This window comes from Aquabacterium sp. (assembly GCF_016234775.1).
In the GTDB taxonomy this organism is placed as follows: Bacteria; Pseudomonadota; Gammaproteobacteria; order Burkholderiales; family Burkholderiaceae_C; genus Aquabacterium.
Window position 1 is genome coordinate 1 of record NZ_JACRAH010000030.1, and the last position, 22,090, is coordinate 22,090.

The following is a 22,090-nucleotide window of genomic DNA, read 5'->3' on the forward strand; positions in this document are numbered from 1 at the left end:
AACCGCTGACATCAGCGCGCTGACCAGCACCAATATCCGCGTCCTGAGCACGGCCGCCATCGCAGCCCTGAGCACCGATCAGATCCAGGCCCTGACCACCGCACAAACGGCCGCCTTGCTCACCACCCAGGCCGATGTGCTGACCGTCGCCCAGATCGCCGCCTTGCAAAGCACCGATCTGGCCAACCTGAGCTCCGCCCAGGTCGCCGTTCTGGACAGCGCCCAAGTCGCCGCCATCGAAACGGCCGACATCAGCGCGCTGACCACCACCGCCTTCTAGGCGATGAACACCGAGGCCGTCTACGGCCTGAGCACCGATCAGATCGCCAACCTGACTTCTGCCCAAATTGGCGCGCTGAACACTGCCCAGACAGCCGAGTTCAGTACTGCGCAGGCGAAGGCCATTCAGACGACGGACATCAGCGCCATGAGCACTGCCGCCGTGCGCACGCTGAGCACCGCCGCCATCGCGTCACTGAGCACGGACCAGATCGCCGCACTCACCACCGCTCAGGTGGCTGGCCTTAACTCAGAACAAGCCCAGGCCCTCACATCGGCCCAGATCATCGCCCTGCAAAGCACCGATCTGGCCGCTTTGAACACCGCCCAGGTCGCGGTTTTAAGCGGCGCTCAAGCGGCGGCCATTGAAACGGGCGACATCAGCGCGCTGACCTCGACCAACATCCGCGCCTTGACGACAGAAGCCATCAACGCGCTGACCACCGACCAGATCCAGGCCCTCACCACCGCTCAGACCGCCACGCTGCTCTCGACGCAAACCAGCGTGCTGACCACCGCCCAGATCGCGGCCCTGCAAAGCACGGACTTCGCCAACCTCAACTCGGCTCAGGTCGCGGTGCTTGACAGCGCACAGATCGCCGCCATCGAGACCACCGACATCAGCGCCCTGAGCACCACGGCCATCAAGGCGCTGAACACCGAGGCCATCTACGGCCTGAGCACGGATCAGATCGTCAACCTGACTTCTGCGCAACTGGGGGCCCTGAACACCGCTCAGACGGCCGAATTCAGCACTGCCCAGGCAGCCGCCATCCAGACCAGCGACATCAGCGCCGTCAGCACCGCCGCCATGCGCACGTTGAGCACGGCCGCCATCGCCGCCCTGGGTACGGATCAGATCGCCGCGCTCACAACCACCCAGGTGGCCGCGCTCAACAGCAACCAGGCTGAAGCACTGACCACAGCCCAGGTTGCAGCCCTGGAAAGCACCGATCTGGCCGCCCTGAACACCGCGCAAGTGGCCGTGTTCAGCGCGGCCCAGGCCGCCGCCATCGAGACCACCGACATCAGCGCACTGAACACCAGCAACGTCCGCGCCTTGAGCACGGACGCCAGCAGTGCGCTCACGACCGAGCAGATCCAGGCACTGACCACGGCGCAGACCGCCGCCTTCACCACCACCCAGACCAGCACGCTGACCATCGCGCAAATTGCCGCCCTGCAAAGCACGGACTTCGCCGTGTTCAACTCGGCCCAGGTGGCTGCGCTTGACAGTGCCCAGATCGGCGCCATCGAGACCACCGATATCGGCGCCTTGAGCACCCTGGCCATCAAGGCGATCAACACCGAAGCCATCCACGGCCTGACAACGGATCAGATCGTCAACCTGAACTCAGCCCACTTGGCGGCGCTCAACACCGCACAAACAGCCGAGTTCAACACCGCGCAGGCCGTCGCCATCCAGACGTCCAACATCGACGCCCTGAGCACCTCGGCCATTCGCACACTCACCACCGCCGCAGTGGCCGCGCTGGGCACGGACCAGATCGCTGCCCTCACGACCGCCCAGATTGCAGGCCTGAACACCGAGCAGGCGCTGGCACTGACCACCAGCCAGATCGTCGCCCTCAACAGCGCCGATGTAGCTGCCTTGAACACCGCCCAGACGGCCGTGCTAGACACCGCGCAGGCCGCGGCCATTGAAACCAGCGACCTCAGCGCCCTGAGCACCACCGCCCTGCGCACCTTGTCAACCGCAGCTGTGGCCGCGCTGGACACCCTCCAGATCCAGGCTCTGACCACAGAACAGGTTGCCGCGCTCTACAGCACCCAGATCGAGGCCTTGACCAGCACCCAGGTGGTCGCGCTGGAAAGCACCGATCTGGCCATCCTGAACACCGCGCAAGCAGCCGTGCTCAACGCCACCCAGGCGGGCGCCATTGAAACCACCGACCTGGCAGAACTCAGCGTCGGCGCCGTTCGGGCCTTGAACACCGACGCGATCTCTGGCTTGAGCACCAGCCAGATCGCCAACCTGACGTCTGCCCAGATCGAGGCTTTGAACACGGCCCAGGCTGCTGCACTCAACACCGCTCAGGCAGCCGCCATTGAAACCACCGACATCGCGGCCTTGAGCACGGCGGCTGTTCGCAACCTGAGTAACGACGCGATCGCGGCGTTGACCACCGACCAGATTCTCAATCTGGGCACCGATCAGATCTCGGCATTGACCACCGACCAGCTCCAGCACCTGAACACCGCCCAATTGGGCGCTTTGGAGACCAATGACATCGTCGCTTTCTCCACGGCCCAAGTCTTTGCGCTCACCTCGGAACAGATCACGGCACTGAACACGGCCGACATCCAGATCATGGACACAGTCCAGGTCCAGGCGATCAACACCGAGGCCTTCCAGGCGCTGCGCACCGATCAGATCGTGGCCCTGAACACCGACCAGTTCGCCGCGCTCACGACCGATCAAATCGCGCACCTCACGGCCAGCCACATGGTCGCCATGGAGACGGATGACCTGCAGGCACTGAGCACCACCCAGTTCACCGCCTTGTCAATCGACGCAATCTCGGCCATGACGACCGCAGACATTGTCGCGATGACCACAGCCCAGATCCTGGCACTGGACACCGCCCATATCGCCGCCTTCAACACGCTGGACATCATCGCCCTCAGCGTCGACCACATCCAGGCCTTGGACACCAACCAGATCCAGGCCTTCACCGCCGAGCAGATGGCCGTGTTCGAGACCACGGATCTGGCCGCCTTCAACATGGCGCAAAGCACGGCGCTCACGCAGCCTCAGCTGGATGCCCTCAACACCGAGCAATCTGCCGCCCTGACCGCCGTTTCCCCCATCGTGCTGGACCTCAATGGCGATGGTGTTCAAACGCTGTCAGCCGCCCGCGGCGTCAACTTCGACCTGATGGGCACGGGCATCGAACACCTTGTCGGCTGGGTTGCACCGACCGATGGCCTGCTGGTGATGGACCGCAATGGCGACGGCCAGATCAACGATGGCAAGGAACTGTTCGGCACCGCCACCGTGGTGGAGGGCCACCGCGCGGGTGACGGCTACACCGCCATGCGCGCCGAGGACAGCAACCACGATGGCAAGCTCAGCGCCAGCGATCTGCGCTTCGATGAACTCAGGATCTGGGTCGATGCCAACAGCGACGGCACCTCGCAAGCGAGCGAGCTGCGCGATCTGGCCGGTCTGGGCATCATCGAACTCAATCTGCAGGCGCGAGCCGGTACCGACATCAACAACGGCAACTTGCTGGGCCTGGTGTCGGACTACAGAACGAGTGATGGCCATTCGCATGCCATGGCGGACGTCTGGTTCGCCAAGGATCAAACGCCCCCCACTACCGACCTTGCAGCGCCCACGCTGGACCTGCATGTCAGCGACTTGCTGGCCCCCAGGGCCGAAGACCTGCTCGCCAGCAACATCAAACCAAACACCTCGATCACGGCCGCACCAGCCGTGCCGCCAGGCGACCTCCATCTGGCACAGGTGGACCACACCCAACTCACGGAAGACCCGAACAAGACCACACCGCTGATCTAAACCCCACCTTTCAGCCTCCCAGGCCCTGACCTGGGGAAGCCCCTCGGCCCCTACCCCGGCAGAGGGGCGTGCGCGCTCGCGCAAACCGTGCAAATGTGCACGGATGCCCCGCTTTTTCAAGCTTATGAGCGCCGCTTGCAGGATCACCATTGCTGAACTGCCTCGTGCGGAATGGTTCCGCCGGGCTGTCTCGTCAAGGAGAACCGCATGAGCATGCGACTGGGCACCAGCAAAACCTGTCTCGTTACCGGCGGCGCCGGCTTCCTGGGTTCACACCTGTGCGAACGCCTGCTGGAACAAGGCCATGAAGTCGTCTGCGTGGACAACCTGTTCACCGGTTCTCGCCGCAACATCGAACACCTGATGGACCACCCCAGGTTCGAGTTCCAGCGTCACGATGTGACCTTCCCGCTCTACATCGAGGTTGACGAGATCTACAACTTCGCCTGCCCGGCCTCGCCCATTCACTACCAGCACGATCCGGTCCAGACCACCAAGACCAGCGTGCACGGTGCCATCAACATGCTCGGCCTGGCCAAGCGCGTGCGCGCCAAGATCCTGCAGGCATCGACCTCCGAGGTCTATGGCGACCCGCAGATCCACCCGCAGCCCGAAGAGTACTGGGGCCATGTGAACCCCATCGGTTACCGCTCCTGCTATGACGAAGGCAAGCGCTGCGCCGAAACGCTGTTCTTCGATTACCACCGCCAGCACAAACTGCGCATCAAGGTCATGCGCATCTTCAACACCTACGGCCCCCGCATGCATCCCAACGACGGCCGCGTGGTGTCCAACTTCATCGTGCAGGCGCTGACCGGCAAGCCCATCACCCTGTACGGCGAAGGCACCCAGACCCGCTCCTTCGGCTATGTGGACGACCTCATCGACGGTGCCCTGCGGCTGATGAACAGCCCTGACGACATCACCGGGCCGATCAACATCGGCAACCCGGTGGAGACCACCGTGCGTGCCCTGGCTGAAAAAGTCATCGACATGACGGGTTCGAGTTCGCCCATCGTCTACAAGCCCCTGCCCCACGACGACCCCATGCAGCGCTGCCCGGACATCACCCGTGCCAAGACCCTGCTGGGCTGGCAGCCCAACACCCAGCTGGAGCAAGGCCTGGCCAAGACGATTGCCTACTTCGAGCACCTGCTCAAGGTCGAAAAGATCGAAATCGCCTGAGGTAGACCACCATGACCAAAGCACTGGACATCGGCTGCGGCCCCAAACCGAAGAACCCCTTCAACGCCACCGAGGTGTACGGCATCGACGTGCGCGATGACATCGACCGTGGCATCTTCCGCGCCGATCTGGTGGTGGACCCGATTCCCTTCCCTGACAACAGCTTCAACTTCGTGACGGCCCACGATTTCCTGGAGCACATTCCCCGCCTCATCTACTGCCCACAGCGCCGCAATGCGTTTGTGGAAGTGATGAACGAGGTCTGGCGCGTGCTGGAACCCGATGGCCTGTTCATGTCCTTCACGCCGGCCTACCCCAACCCGGCCGCCTTCCGTGACCCGACTCACGTCAACATCATCACGGACGAGACCTTCCCCGCCTACTTTGACAACGTCAACCGCTGGGCGTCGGTCTATGGCTTCAAGGGTGCATTCCAGATCATCAGCCAGGAATGGCGCGGCCCGCACCTCATGACCATCATGCGCAAGGTGGCCGCACCGGATACGCCCCAGACAGAGGCCATCCCCGACGTGTCCATGCACACGCCGCCGGCCCCTGCTGCTGCAGCCGCCCCGACCACATCGGCAACGTCGGCCTCAGGCGACAAACCCAAGGCCGGCTCCGTGGAAGAGTGGAACTACAAGCTCTATCACGACGAAGGCAGCCATGCGCTGGATCCTGAGACCCGCCGCATGCATGAATCCTGGTTCAGCGAGGACACGGCCGACTTCTGGCGCCACGAGCGCATGATGGAGCCGCTGTTCCACTGCCTGAGCCACACGCACAACGACAAGTGGCTCACCGTCGGTGACGGCCACTACGGCCTGGACGCCATCCGCATGATGCGCCGTGGCTACAAGAGCGTGCTGCCCACCAACATCTCCGGCACCTTCCTCGCAGAAGCCAAGGAGCGCGGCCTGATCCCCGCCTACTCCGAAGAGAACGCCGAAAAACTCAGCTTTGCCGACAACGAATTCGACTTCGTGCTGTGCAAAGAGGCCTATCACCACTTCCCTCGCCCCGCCATCGCCCTGTACGAGATGCTGCGCGTGGCCCGCAAGGGCGTGGTGCTGATCGAGCCGCAAGACAAGTACGCGGATCCTCCCGTCATCCCCGGCGAAGATCAGCCCAGCTACGAAGCCGTGGGCAACTTCGTCTACGCCCTGTCGCGCCGCGAGATCAACAAGGTTTGCTGGGGCCTGGATCTGCCAGCCGTGGCTTACAAAAATATCTGCGACGTCTACCTGCCGGGCGTGGAATACGTCCAGGCCAAGGATGGCGAGCCCCTGTTCGAGCGCCTCAAGGCCGAAACCGCCGATGCCGAGCTCAAAGCCAAGCAGATGCTGATCAAGCCCAACGTGCTGCTGACGGTGATCTTCAAGGAAAAGCCCGACCAGGCCACCATCGACCGCTTCACCCAGGGTGTGGAGGGTTGGACCTTCCGGCAGTTCGAGGGCAACCCGCACCTCAAGCGCACCCGCACCTGGTAGCGCCAGGTTCAGGGGCCTCGCCCCGGGCGCGCCACCAAACCGCAATAAACGCTGTAACCCCCCGGTTTTTCTCGCTAAAGCCGGGCGGGTGGGCGCGCGACCATGTGAACCACTGCACAACCTGACCGTCCTCTTCCAAGGAGAAACCGCATGAGCATGCGACTGGGCACCAGCAAGACCTGTCTCGTTACCGGCGGCGCCGGCTTCCTGGGCTCGCACCTGTGCGACCGCCTCCTGGAGCAAGGCCATGAAGTCGTCTGCGTGGACAACCTGTTCACCGGCTCACGCCGCAACATCGAGCACCTGCTAGATCATCCCCGGTTCGAGTTCCAACGCCATGACGTGACCTTCCCCCTGCATGTGGAAGTCGACGAGATCTACAACCTGGCCTGCCCGGCCTCGCCCATCCACTACCAGCACGACCCGGTGCAGACCACCAAGACCAGCGTGCACGGCGCCATCAACATGCTCGGCCTGGCCAAGCGCCTCAAAGCCAAGATCCTGCAGGCCTCCACCTCCGAGGTGTATGGCGACCCACAGGTGCACCCTCAAACTGAGGACTACTGGGGCCACGTGAACCCCATGGGCATCCGCTCCTGCTATGACGAAGGCAAGCGCTGCGCCGAAACCCTGTTCTTCGACTATCACCGCCAGCACAAGCTGCGCATCAAGGTCATGCGCATCTTCAACACCTACGGCCCCCGCATGCACCCCAATGACGGCCGCGTGGTGTCCAACTTCATCGTGCAGGCACTGAGCGGCAAGCCCATCACTCTGTATGGCGACGGCATGCAGACACGCGCCTTCGGCTATGTGGATGACCTCATTGACGGTGCCCTGCGCCTGATGAACAGCCCCGACGACATCACCGGCCCGATCAACATCGGCAACCCGGTCGAAACCACCGTGCGCGAACTGGCCGAAAAGATCATCGACATGACCGGCTCCAGCTCGACCATCGTCTACAAGCCCCTGCCTCACGACGACCCCATGCAGCGTTGCCCGGACATCACCCGCGCCAAGACCCTGCTGGGCTGGCAGCCCACCACACAGCTCGAAGAAGGCCTGGGCAAGACCATCGCCTACTTCGAGAAGCTGCTCACCGTCGAGCAGATCGCCCTGGCCTGACAGCCGCCCGCGTTCAACCCCATCTACAGGTAGATCCCCATGACCAAAGCACTGGACATCGGCTGCGGCCCCAAGCCCAAGAACCCCTTCAACGCCACCGAGGTGTACGGCATCGACGTGCGTGACGACATCGACCACGGCATCTTCCGTGCCGACCTGGTGGTCGACCCCATCCCCTTCCCTGAAGATGCCTTCGATTTCGTGACTGCGCACGACTTCCTGGAGCACATCCCCCGCCTCATCTACTGCCCACAGCGCCGCAATGCCTTTGTGGAAGTGATGAACGAAGTCTGGCGCGTGCTGAAACCGGGTGGCCTCTTCATGTCCTTCACACCGGCCTACCCCAACCCGGCCGCCTTCCGTGACCCGACCCACGTCAACATCATCACGGACGAAACCTTCCCCGCCTACTTCGACAACGTGAACCGCTGGGCCACCGCCTACGGCTTCAAGGGTGCCTTCCAGATCCTGAGCCAGGAATGGCGTGGCCCCCACTTGCTGTCGATCATGCGCAAGGTGGAAGTGCCCGAGCCAGCTGCTGCAGCCCCAGCCGAACACGCCTGATCTGACTGATCGGTCTGAGAACAGCACAGGAGCAAGCCATGAGCACCAAGGTCGCCGCCATCACGATGATCAAGGACGAGTGCGACATCATCGAACTCTTCGTCCGCATCAACAGCCGTTGTGTAGACCACATCTACGTGATCGACCACGACAGCAAGGATGGCACGCAGGAGATCCTGCTGCGGCTCAAGGCTCAAGGCTTCCCGCTGACCATCTACAAGCACGAATCGTCTGATTTCCAGCAGGCGATCATGCTGACCACGCTGTGCCGCCAGGTTGCAGCGACCAACGACTACGACTACATCGTGCCGCTGGACGCCGACGAGTTCATCCACACGCCCAACGGCCAGGACTTTCGCCAGGCGCTGGATGAGCAAGTCCCCAAGGACGGCTGCGGCCTGATGGCCTGGGTCACCTACGTGCCCACCGGTGGCGACTACTACGGCAGCAAGGCGCCGCTGTACGACGTCTTCCGCAAGCGCGCCAAGGAGCCCGAACAGTTCTACAAGGTCGTCATCCCCAATGAACCCGGCAAAACCTGCATCATTGCCGAAGGCAGCCACTTCATCTCGGTCAACAACCAATGGCTGCAAGGCCCCGTGATCACGCCCGTGCTGCAACACGTGCCCGTGCGCTCGGTGGACCAGATCACCGCCAAATCCCTGATTGGGGCGCGCCGCCTGTCCATCAAGGTAGGCCGCAGCAAGACCCAGACAGCCCACTGGGACCACATGGCTGAGAAGATCCGTGCGGCCAACTACCGACTGCCCCACTCAGAGATGCTGGCCATGGCCTTCCTGTACGCAGGCGACCTGTCGCAAGACTGCGATCACTCCGCCATCGACGAAACCGCCCCCCGCGTTGGCAACCCCGATGACCAGATCCTGTTTGCTGACCTGTCGCGCATCAACATCCTGATGAAGTTCGACCAGTTCGCCGCCAGCCTGTGTGGCGAGATCCGCGCCACGCGTGGCATCAAGGATGAAGAGGCCTGACGGCACCCATTGCCTCATGTTGTGGCCGCTACCACCTCACGGCTGAGCTCACCACCCCCAACTTGAATGATCAGGGAATAACGCGATCGACATCAAGGCGCGATAGTCTGGCTGCTGCACAAATCGACACCAACGCATCGGGAGCGTGTTCATGCAGCAAACCATGCCGCAAAAAGTGGGCCGACTGTTCATGGGTGCCGCCATCGTCCTTGGCGCCCTGCTGAACCTCGGGGGCTGTACCACCACACTGGTTCAGCCATATGACGAAGTCTTGCTGAACGACACCCAAAGCCTGTTCAAAAAGGCTTCGGCCATGGTCAATGACGGGATCGCCAAAAGCCCCCGAACGGACCATGACCGCGCCGCCTTCAAGGACAAACCGACCACGCACCCGGCACATGTCGCCCAGTTCGAGGCGCGCTACGCCGAACTTGGCAGCGACAGTGATGCCCTGATCCTGCGTGCGCTCAGTCGCAGCCAACAGGTATCGGCCACTGGTCAATCTCTGGAGAGCAAGGTTGAAGAACTGATCGAGAAACACATTCCCAACGCCTGCCCTGATGTGGACGCCGAACTGGGCACCCTGAGCACCGGGCTGACCGTGCGCAACTACCTTGATCTCAAATGCCTGCTGCTGAAATGGCACGAACAACACGCAGACCTGGACGTCACGGAATCAACCGGCATTCTCAAACGCAGCAACTGGGAACTCCGTCGTGCCACGCTCTTTGCGGCGGTTCTGGCCATCGAAAAGGCCGAACTGGCCAAGAAGAAATAAGCCGCCAAACTGAAGCACTCAAAACGGGAGCCAACACATGGGCCAAGTCATCAACGGCGTTGACTTCGGGCAAGTTGCCAAGAACGCGATCGCAGAAGCCAAAATTGCAGCGGCCAATGCAACGATCTGGAACAGCCTGAACGACATCATCAAGAACATCACCGACAGCCTCAAAGCAGACGTTCAGGTCATCGCGAAAAGAAAGCTCTCCGGCGAGTTCAATGAAAAGGATGCCGCCATCTTCATGGAGGACCAGAAGATCGTGGCCAGAATGCGCATTCGCTCCATTGCGGTTGTCGGCATGCAACTGGCCGAAGACATCTGGAACGCCATTGCCAAAGTGTTTCGCACGGCCATCCAGACTGCGCTGGGTTGGACGGTGATCTGATTGCCGGCTGCTGCAATACCCGGCAGCAAGGCCTCGACATGGCCCCTTCGGCAGGGGGCTGTCAGCACAACGTCATCTCCCCCTCGTAAGGTAGGGCTCACATGCTTCACCAACGAGGAGACCCCAACATGTCGCACCCGCTAAGCAAGCTGCTGGCCCTGTCTGCAGCGCTGTTCATCGCCACGCCAGGCCATGCGCACGAACTCGACGCCGTCAAAGGCCTTGGCTTCGAGCACGGCGCCCGCCACCAGGCCGCCAAACCCTTGGTCATCGGTCACCGTGGCGCGTCTGGCTATCTGCCAGAACACACCCTGGAGAGCTACGCCCTTGCCATCGAACTGGGCGCAGACTTCGTTGAACCCGATCTGGTCGCCACCAAAGATGGCCACCTGATTGCCCGCCACGAACCCAATATCACCAACACCACGGACGTGGCTGAGCACCCCGAGTTCGCCTCACGCCGGCGCACAGCCGTGGTGGATGGCGCAACAGAAGAAGGCTTCTTCGCCTCTGACTTCACGCTCGCCGAAATCAAACGCCTGCGCGCCAAGCAAGCCTTCGGAGAACGCCCTCAGCAATTCAACGGCCACCTCCAGATCCCCACACTGGAAGAAGTCATCGCACTGGTCAAGCGCAAGACCCTTGAGCAGCGCCGCGTGATCGGCATCTACCCGGAAACCAAGCACCCCACCTACCACAAGCAATTGGGCCTGCCGCTGGAAGGTCGTTTGCTCACTGCCCTGACCCTGGCGGGCTGGAACCACCGTCACGCCCCCGTATTCATCCAGTCCTTTGAGCAAGGCAACCTCAAGGCGCTCAGCAAGCTCACCAAAGTGCGCCTGATCCAGTTGGTGGATGCCAATGACGTGAACCCTGATGGCACCTTGGACTTCACCGCCCCCTTCGACCGCCCATACGACTGGACCGCCTCCGGCAAGCCAGAACTGCTGGCCCGCACCTTTGGCTGGCTCACCACCGACGAAGGCCTGCAAGACGTGGCCTCCTACGCCTACGGCATCGGCCCTTGGAAGCGCTACATCGTACCCACGCTTGCCAACCCGGACGGCAGCGGCCCCGGCGAAGCCAAGCTCAAGTTGGCCGCCCCCACCGATCTGATCGAGCGCGCCCACGCCGCCGGGCTGAAAGTCCACACCTGGACCTTCCGCAACGAACAGCGTCGTCTGGCTGGTGACTACGCTGGCAACCCCATCAACGAGTACCTGCAGTTTTTCGACCTCGGTATCGACGGCGTGTTCTCCGACTTCCCCGACACCGCCGTGGTGGCCCGCGAGTTGGCCAGGATCAAGGCTCGTATCGACCAGCAAGCCCAGAACGACTGAGGCTGAGCATGGGAGCGCCATGCGCCTGTTAACCTTGCGGTTGCACTGCAACGAAGGACAGGCGCATGGGCACCGAAAATCTCAACATGTCGCGTGACGAGGGTTTCGACCTGCTGAACTACATCCAGCTGGAAGACCATCCTCAACCGGACGAACTGACCGACGCTTTCCGACGCCTGTTCATGGCCTTGCGCCAGGCCCCGGAGGTGGCGGATTGGTCTGCTGCCATCGACGCCTACATGGTCGAAGCCAAAGGCCTCATCGGGCCTGGCCTGCTGCATGGCTGGAACGCCGCTGGCGCCCTCTTTGTGGGCGAAGCACTGGCCGCCGGGCTGCGCGCAAAGGGGCGTGAGGGTGGCCTTCCCATTCTGGGATTCGTCATCCAGCTCTCCATGAGCGAAGCCCAATGGCAGGGGGCGCAGCAAGCCATGAAGGCCGACCGCCCGGCTGGCGAAAAAAGCGCCGTGCTGCGTGTGGCCGACTTTCCCCTCACCGTGCTCGAGTACCTCTTCAAACGGGGCGACCGCGACCTCCTGCGCGAGATCTATCAAGGCGCCCGCTTCGCGATTGACAGCGCCGCACAGAACGCCATGCGCGAAGCCACCAGCATTGAAGACTGGCAAGCCCGCCTGGGTGTGTTGGCCGCTTACCTGACGCTGCGCCGCTGGCTGCCGCTTACCACCAAGGCTGAAGGCGATGTAGCACCCTCACTTCAAGACATTCACCCCATGGTGACTTGGCTGTTCAACGCCGAAGAAATCAGCACACTCCACCAGCGCGAGCTCTTTGCGGCCGACTGTTTCTCCCACCTGTTCGCCTCGCACTTCGGCGGCATGATCACGCCGGAACATCAAAAAGAAGTGGCCGACGAATACGCCCGACGTTCTGAAGAAAGCCGTCTGGACGCGCGCCAGTGGCTGGCCCTGGGCAAGAGCCGCTTCGAGATAGCGCCATACCTGAACTGAGCCGATGAGCACCACGCAAACCAGCTCCAGAAGCGGCCGGTGGCCATGGGCCAGGCGCCTGTTGATCGCATACCTCGTCGTCCTCCACCTGGCCATCGCCATCATGCTGGCCCGCGTCGGCCTGCCCATGCCTGTGCGCATCCAACTGGGCCTGAAACCGGCCAACACGCCATCCCATCAGGCCATGCTGTTCTTCCAGAAAAGCATCGATGCCCAACTGCCCGAAGGCAGCACCGTCTTCCTGGGCGACAGCATCACGCAGGGGCTCGCCAACATGGCTGTCGTGCCCTTGAGTGCCAACTACGGCATCAGCGGCCAGACCACCGCGCAACTTCTCGGCGCCCTTGGCAACTACGGCTCGTTGCCGCGCGTAAAGGCCATCGTGCTCACCATCGGCATCAACGACTTCCTGCGGCACGAGGAAGTCGGCATCGAGCAACGCCTCACCCAGATCGTACAAGCCTTGCCGCCACATGTGCCCCTGCTGTGGAACGCCATCATGCCGGTCGCCCCAGGGCTGGTGGATGCCACTGCGCTGGCCCGCACCAATCTCTCGATCCAAGGGTTGTGCGCGCAACGGCCCCGCTGCACCTACCTCGATAGCTGGCCAGTCATGTCTGATGGGCAAGGTGGCATCCAGCCCACTTACTACATCCCGGATGGCGTGCACCTTAGCGCGCAAGGGTATTTGGCCTGGATCAAGGCCATGAAGCATGCGCTGACCTCCGCCGCGCACTGACACCACAGCTCCCCCCTAGAACGTGGCTTGCGTATGGACAGCCGCCCTCGCCGCTCCTATTCTGGAAACAGCACGCGTGCGAGTGAAACAGCACGTGATGTCTTCTCAGGATCAACAGGAGTACGAGCATGAGAAAGAACATCATCTTCTGCGCCGATGGCACTTGGAATTCGCCCGGCCAGGACGAAAACCGCGACGGCACCCCCGACTGCACCAATGTGTACAAAACCTTTCTGGCCTTGTCGGGCGGGTTGTCCACCAAATCACTGCTGGATGCGGGTGAGCAGGAAAAAGTGCTGGAAACCGTCAAGGGTGTGCAGCAAGTTGCCAAGTACATCCACGGCGTGGGTGACTCGAAAAACCCGATCCAGAAACTGCTTGGCGGCGCCACGGGTGCCGGCACCATCGCCCGCATCGTGCGGGGCTACACCTTCATCTCCCGCAACTACGAACCGGGCGACCAGATCTTCATCATCGGCTTCAGCCGCGGCGCCTATACGGCACGCGCCCTGGCCGGCCTGATCTGTTCGCAAGGCGTACTCAAGAACATCAACTACCAGGACGTCGATAACCGCGAGAAAGCCTACCGACGGGCCGCCCAGGTCTGGTACCGCTACGCGGAGGGCCGCAAGTCCACCCACACGCTGGCCAGGCTGATGAGCGCCGTGGCCGACCTGCCCGGCTTCATCACCCATGACAACATTGAGGCACACGACCTGCAGCCTGTGGACACGCTGGCAGCCGTCGCCGTTTGGGACACCGTGGGTGCCCTGGGCATCCCGGACATCTTTGGCGATGGCGACAAGCACGATGCCTTCCAGTTCTCGGATCTGAAGCTCAACCCCAAGATTCAAAAGGCCTTCCATGCCGTGTCGCTGGATGAGCGGCGCGCGCCCTTCATCCCCACCTTGTGGACCGAAGACTCGCCCCGTGTCGAGCAGGTGCTCTTCCCCGGCGCCCATGCTGACGTAGGGGGTGGCTACCCGGAGAGCGGCCTGTCTGACATCGCCCTGAACTGGATGCTCGGCAAACTCAAGGACTGCGGCGTGAAGCTGGACATGCCAGCCCTCCAACCCAACGCCGGCGCCACCGCGCACGAGCCCTGGAAGAGCGTGGTCTACATCAACAAGCGCGAGCCCCGCCCGTTCGATGGCATGCACATCAAGCTGAAGGAAGACCCCGCCATTGGCCAACGTTGTGCACTGCCGGCCGTCAAGCCAGACCCGGAAAAAGCTGCTGAGAAGTACGCGCCGAGCAACAGGCCGAAGCGAACCTGAGGTTCGCGCCTGAGTCGATACACAAGTTGTTGCATTAGCGCGCCTTAAGTACCCTCAAGAAACCATCGTTTGTCAGCCCGCCTGCCGCTGCCTACAGTGCACGGCATGCAGCAAACACCAACTGACCGAGCCCAACTGGCGCCACCTTGTGCGCTGGTGGTGGGCGTTGGCGAGCTTGAGGGCATTGGCGGTGCGGTCGCCGTGCGCTTTGCGCAAGAAGGCCGCCACGTCTACGTCGTCGGGCGCACACAAACCAAGCTGGACGCCGTGGTGGCGCACATCCGCCGCCAGGGTGGCCAGGCCACGGCGGTGGTCAACAGCCTGGGTGGCGAGGCCGATGTCAACGCGATCTTCACGCAGATCCAGCGCAGCGGCCACCGGCTGGATGCCGTGGTCTACAACGCGGCCTACCTCAACATGCCCCGGCGCTGGCTGGGCACCCCACCCAGCTACATCGAAGGCAACTGGCGCCTGACCTGCCTGGCCGGCATCCTGGTGGGGCAAGCCGCTGCCCGGATGATGTTGCCCCACGAGCGCGGCACCGTGATCTACACCGGCGCCACCGCCTCGCTGCGTGGCAAGCCCCTGTTTGCCGCCTTTGCGTCTGCCAAAGCCGCGCTGCGTGCCTTTGCCGGCAGCCTGGCGCTGGAAGTGGCGCCACTGGGCATCCACGTGGCGCATGTGGTGATTGACGGCATGGTGGAAGGCCAGCGCGCCAAGGGCGCCTTGGGTGGCCTGGGCCGCATCGTGATGGGGGTGGTCAAACGCCGCAACGGCGTGCTGAACCCCACGCAGATTGCCGAGAACTACTGGCAGATCCACCAGCAGCCCAGCGGGGCCTGGAGCCACGAGCTGGAACTGCGGCCTTTCAAAGAACCCTTCTGAGCGCACGCGCCAGCACCCGCCATGCCCCAAAAGACCCCACAACCCTGCGCGCTGCTCTTTTGCAGTGAACAACACCTTGACGTGGCCCAGGCCCTGGCCCGCCAGTGCGAACAAGCCGGCCTGGCCGTGCATCTGTGTACAGAAGGGCTGGCGCAAAGCGAGGCTGTGTTCCAGCGCGCACGCCAAAGCGGGCACCAGCCCGTGCTGGTGGTGCATGGTGGCGGCACCTTGCTGAACCGATCTGCGCTGAGCAGCACCGCTGCCGATTTTGAAAGCGCCTGGCGCAGCGTGTGCTTCACCGGCGCGGTGATCGGCCAGCAAGCCATGACGGCCATGCTGCCGCAAGGCCAAGGCACCGTGATCTTTCTGGGGCATGCCTCAGCTGCCGAGCGCCTGAGTGGCGCTGCCGCCTACGGTGCGGCCAGCGCCGGTCTGCGCTCGCTGGCGCAATCCATGGCACGTGAAGGCGGGCCCAAAGGCCTGCATGTGGCCCACGTGCTACTGCACGGTGACATGCAAGGCCACGGCCGCCCCCAAGCCCAAGACGTGGCCGCCGCCTGCTGGCAACTGCACCAGCAAGACCCCAGCACCTGGACGCACGAACTCGATCTGCGCCCCAGCCACACACCCTCATGAGCCCACACATGCCGCCCACCCCAGTCAAACCAAGCCCCATCGTGCTGCACCAGTGGGAGGCCTCGCCCTTTTGCCGCAAGGTGGCCCACATGCTCAAGTTCAAGGGCCTGCCCTACGAGGTGGCCAACTACAACGGGCTGAAGGGCATCATGGCGCTGCGCCTGAGCCAGGTGGGCAAGCTGCCCGTGCTGGATGTCAAAGGCCAGCGCGTTCAAGACAGCACCCGCATTGCCCGCTTTCTGGATGAGCACTACCCCGGCACCCCGGCGCTCTACCCTGCCGACCCACGCAGCCGCGCCCTGGTGGAGCTGTGGGAAGACTGGGCCGACGAGGTGCTCTACTGGTTTGAAGGCTACTTCCGCATCAATGACCCGAAGGCGCTGGATCACTTCATTGCCCTGATGTGCGAAGGCCGCCCCACATGGGAACGCACACCGCTCAAGCTGCTGCTCAAGGTGGCCGGCAGCATGAGCATCAAAGCCCAAGGCCTGGGCCGCATGAGCCCCGAGAACGTGAAAGCCGAGTTCCTGCGCCACCTGGACCGCATCGACACCACCCTGGCTGAAACCGGCTGGCTGGTAGGCCCCACCCAAACCGTGGCCGACATGGCCGTTGGATCCCAGATGCTGGAGGTGGTGCGCACCAGCCCCTTGCGTGACGAGATCCTGCGCAGGCCCCACATGGCGCGGTGGATAGCGGCATTGCGGCCGCAACACGGCTTGTGATTCAGGCCAGCAGATCGGTGCGCAGCATGCCGCTCACACGGGCGATGTCTTCGTTGGTGACGCCATATTGGCGCGCCAAGGCCGGCCAGTCTGAAAACACCTCAATCGTTTCTTTCAGGATGGCCCGTGGATGGCGGATGTCGAACTTGGCGCCGATCTCGATCAGCTCCTCGGCGGTGAAGTTGTCGCCCTTGCCTGCGATCAGCATCTGGTGCATGCGCGTGTAGTTGCTGCCGGCGGCAAAGGTCAGGTCATAGGCGGGGGCCAGCTCCCAACCCGATGAGGCATCACGCATCAAGAAGCCGAAGTTCTTGACGTGATCGTCCTGGTTGCGGCCCACCACGTTGAACAGCATGCGCCGGTACGCCTGCTCCAGCGCGGGGTAGCCCAGCTTCAGTTCCAGAATCAGGCGGAACCACGCCTCATAGCTGTAAGCCTGCGGGCGGTTGTAGTCCACATGCGTCATGCCTGCCAGGCTGTGCATGTGGTACTTCGTGGCGCCTTGGCGATCAAAGCGGTGCGTCATGAAGTGGAACATCCCGGTGTCTGCATCCTCCAGGAAGTCCACATCGGCCATCTCGATCTTCAACTGCCTGGCCAGCAGCGCGTAGGTGTATTCGATGCGGTTGAATGGCTTGGCCTTGTTGTCCACCACATTGGCCGAGCCCACGCCATCGAACTTGATGAGCCAGGCCTCCTCGCCCGCGCGGGCTCGCGCAAAGCCCGATCGCACGCGCTTCTTGTCGCGGTCCCACAGGATCAGCGCCTTGGCCCTGGCACCACCGGCCGAGCCCCCCACGCGCATGATCTCCTGAACGGCTTCGCCCGCATCGCCCTCGATCAGCCTGCGCGCTGATTCAACCAGGGCTTTCACCTCCAGCGCCTGCTCGTCTTCTGGCGTCTTGCGCTGCAAGTGCGGCGTGTACTCCAGCGCACCCATGGCGCGGTTGCCCACATACAGCAGGCGCTGAACGGGGCTGAGCGCCTTGTCTGGCTGGCCCTGCGCTTCGAAATAACTGCGGATGATCAGGTTGCCGAAGGTGTCTGGCAGCGAGTCAGCCAGCACGCCGGGCAGCCCCATGAAGGCCTCCATCGCACGCAGCTCCGGGAACTCGAAGGTGCGCGGCGCCAGCGGCAGGAAGCGCGGCGAGATCGACACGCCTGCGGTGAGGTAGCCCGGCGCATACGAAAAGCCAATCCGCCCGCTGCGGTACTCGGTGATCGTGCCCAGTTGCTGCCCCCACAGGTGCACATGCGCCTGGGCGACCAGATCCAGGGCGAGCCTGGGCTTGCGCGGCTGGCGGGGCTTTTTGGCGGCTTCCATATTGGCGTCCATATGCACTCAAGCCTGCTTGGGCGCAGCCGCCGGCTTGGCGCTCAGCTTGTGCTTGCTGCGCACGCCACCCGCACGCTGCCTCACCTGCCCGCGTTGCGAGAAGGCCTCGCTGCCCGGCAGGGTGTCAGGCAGCACGGCATCCAGCACGCCCAGCAGGTTCAGGTAGCGCAGCAGCTTGATGAGGGAGCCCAGCCGCACGTCGCCACCGTTTTCGATCTCCAGGATGGTCTTGCGGTTGATGCCCACGGCCTCGGCCACCGCATCGACAGAGATGTTGCGATCCAGGCGGCGGGCACGCAGGCGGGCGCCGATCTCGATCAGCACCTCATCATTTGTCAAATGATCCCCAATGGCGGACATTGATGAACTCCAAAGCTATTAACATCCATCTTAGCGGACTCAATACATTTACACAAACATCATCCGCTTTAGAGGTTGAAATATCGCTGATTTCCACATTTAATCTACTCCAGTGGATTACATGACAAATCCCAAGACAATGATGCCCAGCACCCTGATGACGAGATCACTGCGCGCCAGCCCGGCCAAGGCCCTGGCGCTCGCCGGCATCTCCCGTGCAACCGGCCTCATTGCCTTGGCGGTGTTGACGATGGCGAGCCCTTGCCCTGCGCGGACCGCAGAAGGAACGGCACCGCCCAGCAGCGCCCCATCAGTCGCTATCAAACAGCCGCCCCGGCCACTGGCCACCGGCTTTCGGCCCTACCCGGCAGAAGCGATGCGGGATGGCCACCAAGGGCTCGTGAGGCTCAGGTTCACGATTAAGGTGAATGGGCAGACCGACGACATCGAGTTGATAACTTCGTCTCGCTCGCCCGCGCTGGACCGCGCCGCCATGCAAGCTGCTACCGTGTGGCGATTCAAGCCTGCGATGGATGCGAACGGCCAGCCCGTGGCCAGCAAGGCCGTTCAAGACGTTGTTTACCGCAAGGATTCGGAAGACAGCCTGCCCAGCAAGAAGTGCAGTGAATTGAATACCGACCTGGCCTGGTTCAAGACGGCCTATGCCGAATTGCCCTTGAGCAAGATGCCGGTTTATGACTTGTCAATCACCCTGCTCTTGGATGGATCTGGCCCGACTTCGGGCACAGAAGCTGAGATCAAGGCCGAGTATCCACAGGCGTTTGAGCGAGCGCTGGCGCGGTGTGCGGCCCAGCCTGATGGCTTGTATTGGGATGCGCTGAAACGCGAACTGCCCGGCAAGCGTTAATACCGCCCCCTCAACGCGGGGGATGCAGATCATTTCTGATTGATGAAGCGCAGATGCGGATGATTTGTCCGGATCTGGCGTGACTGCGGGCCAACAGACGCATGACGTTTAAGGTTGGCTTGATGGACAGGTGTGCTTGGGGCTCTTATCCTCGTTCGCACATAACGGTCGGCGATACGAAGAGTACTCAGGGGGGAGTCTAGGCGCCATGACAAGAGTCAGCATTCATGAGCAACAGCGCACAGCTTCTAGATCAACATTTCTGCTGCCGGATGCCCGCACCTCGGCTACGCAAGCTAGACACTACCGCAACGCTCCTCAGCCAATTGATTCGGAATTTTCACTGAGCAATCTGGATCAGAGCAAGCAAGTCCTCAGCCAGCCCAAGTCTACAAAAATGTAGCAACACATGAATAACCCATCTATCCACAAATGGCCATCCATAGCCACAAGTAGCTATAGCTGGATCAGTCATGTGTCGTCAAAATGGCGTTAGGGCAATACATCCATGCGCAGATCAATCATCATCTTCGGCAATGGATTGGGAATGAGTCTTGATAGTAATTACTTTCCAATTAGCGCAGGCCTCGCAAGCGTGTGGTCAGGATCAGAGTACTTCAAGGCGGAGCACAAAGATCTTATAAAGACTGCCATCCCAGGACTAACTGAAGATACCTATCCATCTACAGAAGAACAATTAGATGATCTTCAGGTAGCAATAGTTGCGTCAGAGTACCTTAGAGGGTTCGAAACGGATAAAGTCAAGTGGCTTACAGATCAGGTGCGCGAACTTCCGGAGGCCTTTCGGCGCTTCATTCACGAAGTCGCCGCCTACTACCAAGGCTACGACGCGCCCTTGCCTCTGGACTTCAGAAGCAGTCTAGCGAATTATCTCCGCTCAACAAAGTCACACGTTGCAACGCTAAACTACGACAACCTTCTTTACGACGGGTTGAAGGGGTATGAAATTTTCGAGGGCTACAACGGGGTACTAATCGACGGATTTCATCGCAATGGGTTTGATCCGGACAATCTGAACAGAATACGTGGGCCTCGATCTCTGGGCTGGTATTTACATCTTCATGGATCACCCCTATTTGTGGGCAACCAAAAGCTAATGGGGGGTGATCGAGCAGTTTTCACGCCTGATGAGAAATCGCACATAGTTCTAACCCATGTAACCCACAAGCCACTCGTCATCGAAAGCTCCAGCGTCCTCAGCGAATACTGGAAGCGACTCAACGAAGCCATTCAGGAAGTGGAGTACATCGTAATTTTCGGATACTCCGGCACCGACAGTCACTTAAATGAACTGCTATCGCAAAAGTGCACAAATAAGCAACTCTATATTATTGAATGGAGTGGCACCGGGGACCTCGATACCCGATGTCAATTCTGGCAAAGAATTCTCAGAATGCAAGAATTAAAACTAATTCACATGACCAATATTTTGTGCTTCACAGCATGGTGCAAACTATGAGTAGCCCTAACTATCGATTCAGCGCGGACTCCAACACTGGCCATGCCTTCGGCATTTTTATGACCAGTGTTGGCGCCCTGAGCGCTTCGCGCTCCGGCGCCGGTTAACCTGGGCGTTAGGCCTCAAGTAAGTTACGCATAGACCTCACATTATATCAAAACAATCACTCCGAAAAATGTTTGCAATAGCACCATACCTAGTAGAAGTGAAAGATGGCAACAAGCAGTCGCAAGATCTTTGGAACTTCTTCCACAAGAATAATTTGCACGACGTGCTCACCAACTACTACAAGGGAAACCTCGATAAATACCAACCATCAACAAATGATCCAAAACGGATGTTTATGGTGTCAAAAATCTTCACCGGAAGCGCGCAATCAGTATCCGGAATATATCAAACAGGTCAATTTGGGTACGAATCAGAGATATACAGCACGGGAAAAAAGAAGGTAACTCACATTAGAATGAAAGATGAGGCCGACATGGTCCCATTTTACTTTTCTTTTTACTTCAACAAAGATCCGAATGCAGCCCAAAGAGAGAGAGGCCTTCTCTTGCTGGGGAGATTTAATACGCTTGGTGTTCGCGGAATAACAATCCCCCATCTACAGCAACACTTCTCCCAGAGATTTAACAATTTCTCCCTAAGTATTGAGCGAGTGGTGCCTAAGGTTGTCATGGAGACACTACTCAAGAACGGCTCACTAAAAAATATCCGCCTAATCAAGAAGAGCATTCCAAAGGATATTGCTGACGTCCTGTCAATGCGAGACAGAGATCAAGTTCAGGAAATTGAATTGATCATAAGATCAAAAAGGAAGTCAAAGTTTGATGACATCAACTGGGCTTTAAACGCTATAAGCAACAACAGTCAGCCAAGCCAAATTCTCACCATTCCATCGTTCGCACACGACAACGTCAAGCTAGACATAGTTCTCGAAGGACGAAAGCGAACGCTGAACATCGGTCGCCCCGGCGCAATATCCTCCAACATGGAATTAGATCTACAACCAGGCCCAAATGGCCACCCAATTCCCAAAGAGTGGCTGGCGGAGGCCGACGAGATTGCGGGAAATATTATGTCTTCATGGGGCATAAAAGGGCAATCATGGAAGTCATCTCTCTAAAA

General features: G+C 60.9%; 21 protein-coding genes and 1 pseudogene. 20 read left to right on the forward strand and 2 right to left on the reverse strand.

Annotated elements, in window-relative coordinates; translation table 11 throughout:
* The 17 genes and pseudogenes from HY836_RS08480 to HY836_RS08560 all read left to right on the forward strand — a co-directional run.
* Positions 1-280: hypothetical protein (locus tag HY836_RS08480; protein ID WP_290675446.1), on the forward strand; the 280-nt coding region annotated here is incomplete at its 5' end.
* A pseudogene (locus HY836_RS18975) lies at positions 281-568 on the forward strand (hypothetical protein); the annotation flags it as partial.
* 27 nt (positions 569-595) lie between these two features.
* Positions 596-3,823, forward strand: coding sequence for a heme utilization protein (locus HY836_RS18980; RefSeq protein WP_367114652.1), 3,228 nt, complete (start codon positions 596-598; stop codon positions 3,821-3,823).
* Positions 3,824-4,036: 213 nt separating this feature from the next.
* Positions 4,037-5,008, forward strand: coding sequence for a UDP-glucuronic acid decarboxylase family protein (locus HY836_RS08495; RefSeq protein WP_290675508.1), 972 nt, complete (start codon positions 4,037-4,039; stop codon positions 5,006-5,008).
* 11 nt (positions 5,009-5,019) lie between these two features.
* Positions 5,020-6,498, forward strand: coding sequence for a methyltransferase domain-containing protein (locus HY836_RS08500; protein WP_290675448.1), 1,479 nt, complete (start codon positions 5,020-5,022; stop codon positions 6,496-6,498).
* A gap of 156 nt (positions 6,499-6,654) precedes the next feature.
* Positions 6,655-7,626, forward strand: coding sequence for a UDP-glucuronic acid decarboxylase family protein (locus HY836_RS08505; protein WP_290675510.1), 972 nt, complete (start codon positions 6,655-6,657; stop codon positions 7,624-7,626).
* Between the two features lie 39 nt (positions 7,627-7,665).
* Positions 7,666-8,190 carry a class I SAM-dependent methyltransferase gene (locus tag HY836_RS08510; protein WP_290675450.1) on the forward strand — a complete coding sequence of 175 codons (525 nt, stop codon included), beginning with the start codon at positions 7,666-7,668 and terminating at the stop codon, positions 8,188-8,190.
* 38 nt (positions 8,191-8,228) lie between these two features.
* On the forward strand, positions 8,229-9,185 hold the full coding sequence (locus HY836_RS08515) for a glycosyltransferase family 2 protein (protein WP_290675452.1): 957 nt from the start codon (positions 8,229-8,231) through the stop codon (positions 9,183-9,185).
* Positions 9,186-9,336: 151 nt separating this feature from the next.
* The gene (locus tag HY836_RS08520) at positions 9,337-9,963 is read left to right on the forward strand and encodes a hypothetical protein (RefSeq protein ID WP_290675454.1); all 627 of its coding nucleotides are present in this window, start codon (positions 9,337-9,339) and stop codon (positions 9,961-9,963) included.
* Positions 9,964-10,000: 37 nt separating this feature from the next.
* A complete protein-coding gene (locus HY836_RS08525) occupies positions 10,001-10,351 on the forward strand; it encodes a hypothetical protein (RefSeq protein WP_290675456.1) in 351 nt (116 codons plus the stop codon).
* 128 nt (positions 10,352-10,479) lie between these two features.
* Positions 10,480-11,691, forward strand: a complete 1,212-nt coding sequence (locus tag HY836_RS08530; protein ID WP_290675458.1) for a glycerophosphodiester phosphodiesterase — start codon at positions 10,480-10,482, stop codon at positions 11,689-11,691.
* Between the two features lie 65 nt (positions 11,692-11,756).
* Positions 11,757-12,656 (forward strand): hypothetical protein, encoded by a 900-nt coding sequence (locus HY836_RS08535; protein WP_290675460.1) that lies wholly within the window; start codon positions 11,757-11,759, stop codon positions 12,654-12,656.
* A gap of 4 nt (positions 12,657-12,660) precedes the next feature.
* Positions 12,661-13,395 carry a GDSL-type esterase/lipase family protein gene (locus tag HY836_RS08540; protein WP_290675462.1) on the forward strand — a complete coding sequence of 245 codons (735 nt, stop codon included), beginning with the start codon at positions 12,661-12,663 and terminating at the stop codon, positions 13,393-13,395.
* Positions 13,396-13,523: 128 nt separating this feature from the next.
* On the forward strand, positions 13,524-14,672 hold the full coding sequence (locus HY836_RS08545; protein ID WP_290675464.1) for a DUF2235 domain-containing protein: 1,149 nt from the start codon (positions 13,524-13,526) through the stop codon (positions 14,670-14,672).
* Between the two features lie 105 nt (positions 14,673-14,777).
* Positions 14,778-15,557, forward strand: coding sequence for an SDR family NAD(P)-dependent oxidoreductase (locus tag HY836_RS08550; protein WP_290675466.1), 780 nt, complete (start codon positions 14,778-14,780; stop codon positions 15,555-15,557).
* Positions 15,558-15,578: 21 nt separating this feature from the next.
* Positions 15,579-16,193, forward strand: a complete 615-nt coding sequence (locus HY836_RS08555; protein WP_290675468.1) for an SDR family oxidoreductase — start codon at positions 15,579-15,581, stop codon at positions 16,191-16,193.
* Between the two features lie 8 nt (positions 16,194-16,201).
* Entirely contained in the window at positions 16,202-16,918 is a 717-nt protein-coding gene (locus HY836_RS08560) for a glutathione S-transferase family protein (protein WP_290675470.1), read from the forward strand.
* A gap of 1 nt (position 16,919) precedes the next feature.
* Here HY836_RS08560 and HY836_RS08565 read toward each other — a convergent pair whose 3' ends face one another.
* Both HY836_RS08565 and HY836_RS08570 read right to left on the reverse strand, forming a co-directional pair.
* The gene (locus HY836_RS08565; protein ID WP_290675472.1) at positions 16,920-18,242 is read right to left on the reverse strand and encodes a type II toxin-antitoxin system HipA family toxin; all 1,323 of its coding nucleotides are present in this window, start codon (positions 18,240-18,242) and stop codon (positions 16,920-16,922) included.
* Between the two features lie 18 nt (positions 18,243-18,260).
* Positions 18,261-18,614: a helix-turn-helix transcriptional regulator gene (locus HY836_RS08570; RefSeq protein ID WP_290675474.1), complete on the reverse strand. Its 354-nt coding sequence runs from the start codon at positions 18,612-18,614 to the stop codon at positions 18,261-18,263.
* 157 nt (positions 18,615-18,771) lie between these two features.
* Between HY836_RS08570 and HY836_RS08575 the strand changes: the two genes are divergently transcribed.
* The 3 genes from HY836_RS08575 (at position 18,772) to HY836_RS08585 (ending at position 22,088) form a co-directional block, all read left to right on the forward strand.
* Positions 18,772-19,482: an energy transducer TonB gene (locus HY836_RS08575; RefSeq protein WP_290675476.1), complete on the forward strand. Its 711-nt coding sequence runs from the start codon at positions 18,772-18,774 to the stop codon at positions 19,480-19,482.
* A gap of 508 nt (positions 19,483-19,990) precedes the next feature.
* Complete coding sequence (locus HY836_RS08580) at positions 19,991-20,962, forward strand: SIR2 family protein (RefSeq protein ID WP_290675478.1); 972 nt, start codon at positions 19,991-19,993, stop codon at positions 20,960-20,962.
* Between the two features lie 175 nt (positions 20,963-21,137).
* Positions 21,138-22,088: a hypothetical protein gene (locus tag HY836_RS08585; protein WP_290675480.1), complete on the forward strand. Its 951-nt coding sequence runs from the start codon at positions 21,138-21,140 to the stop codon at positions 22,086-22,088.
* Positions 22,089-22,090: the final 2 nt, after the last annotated feature.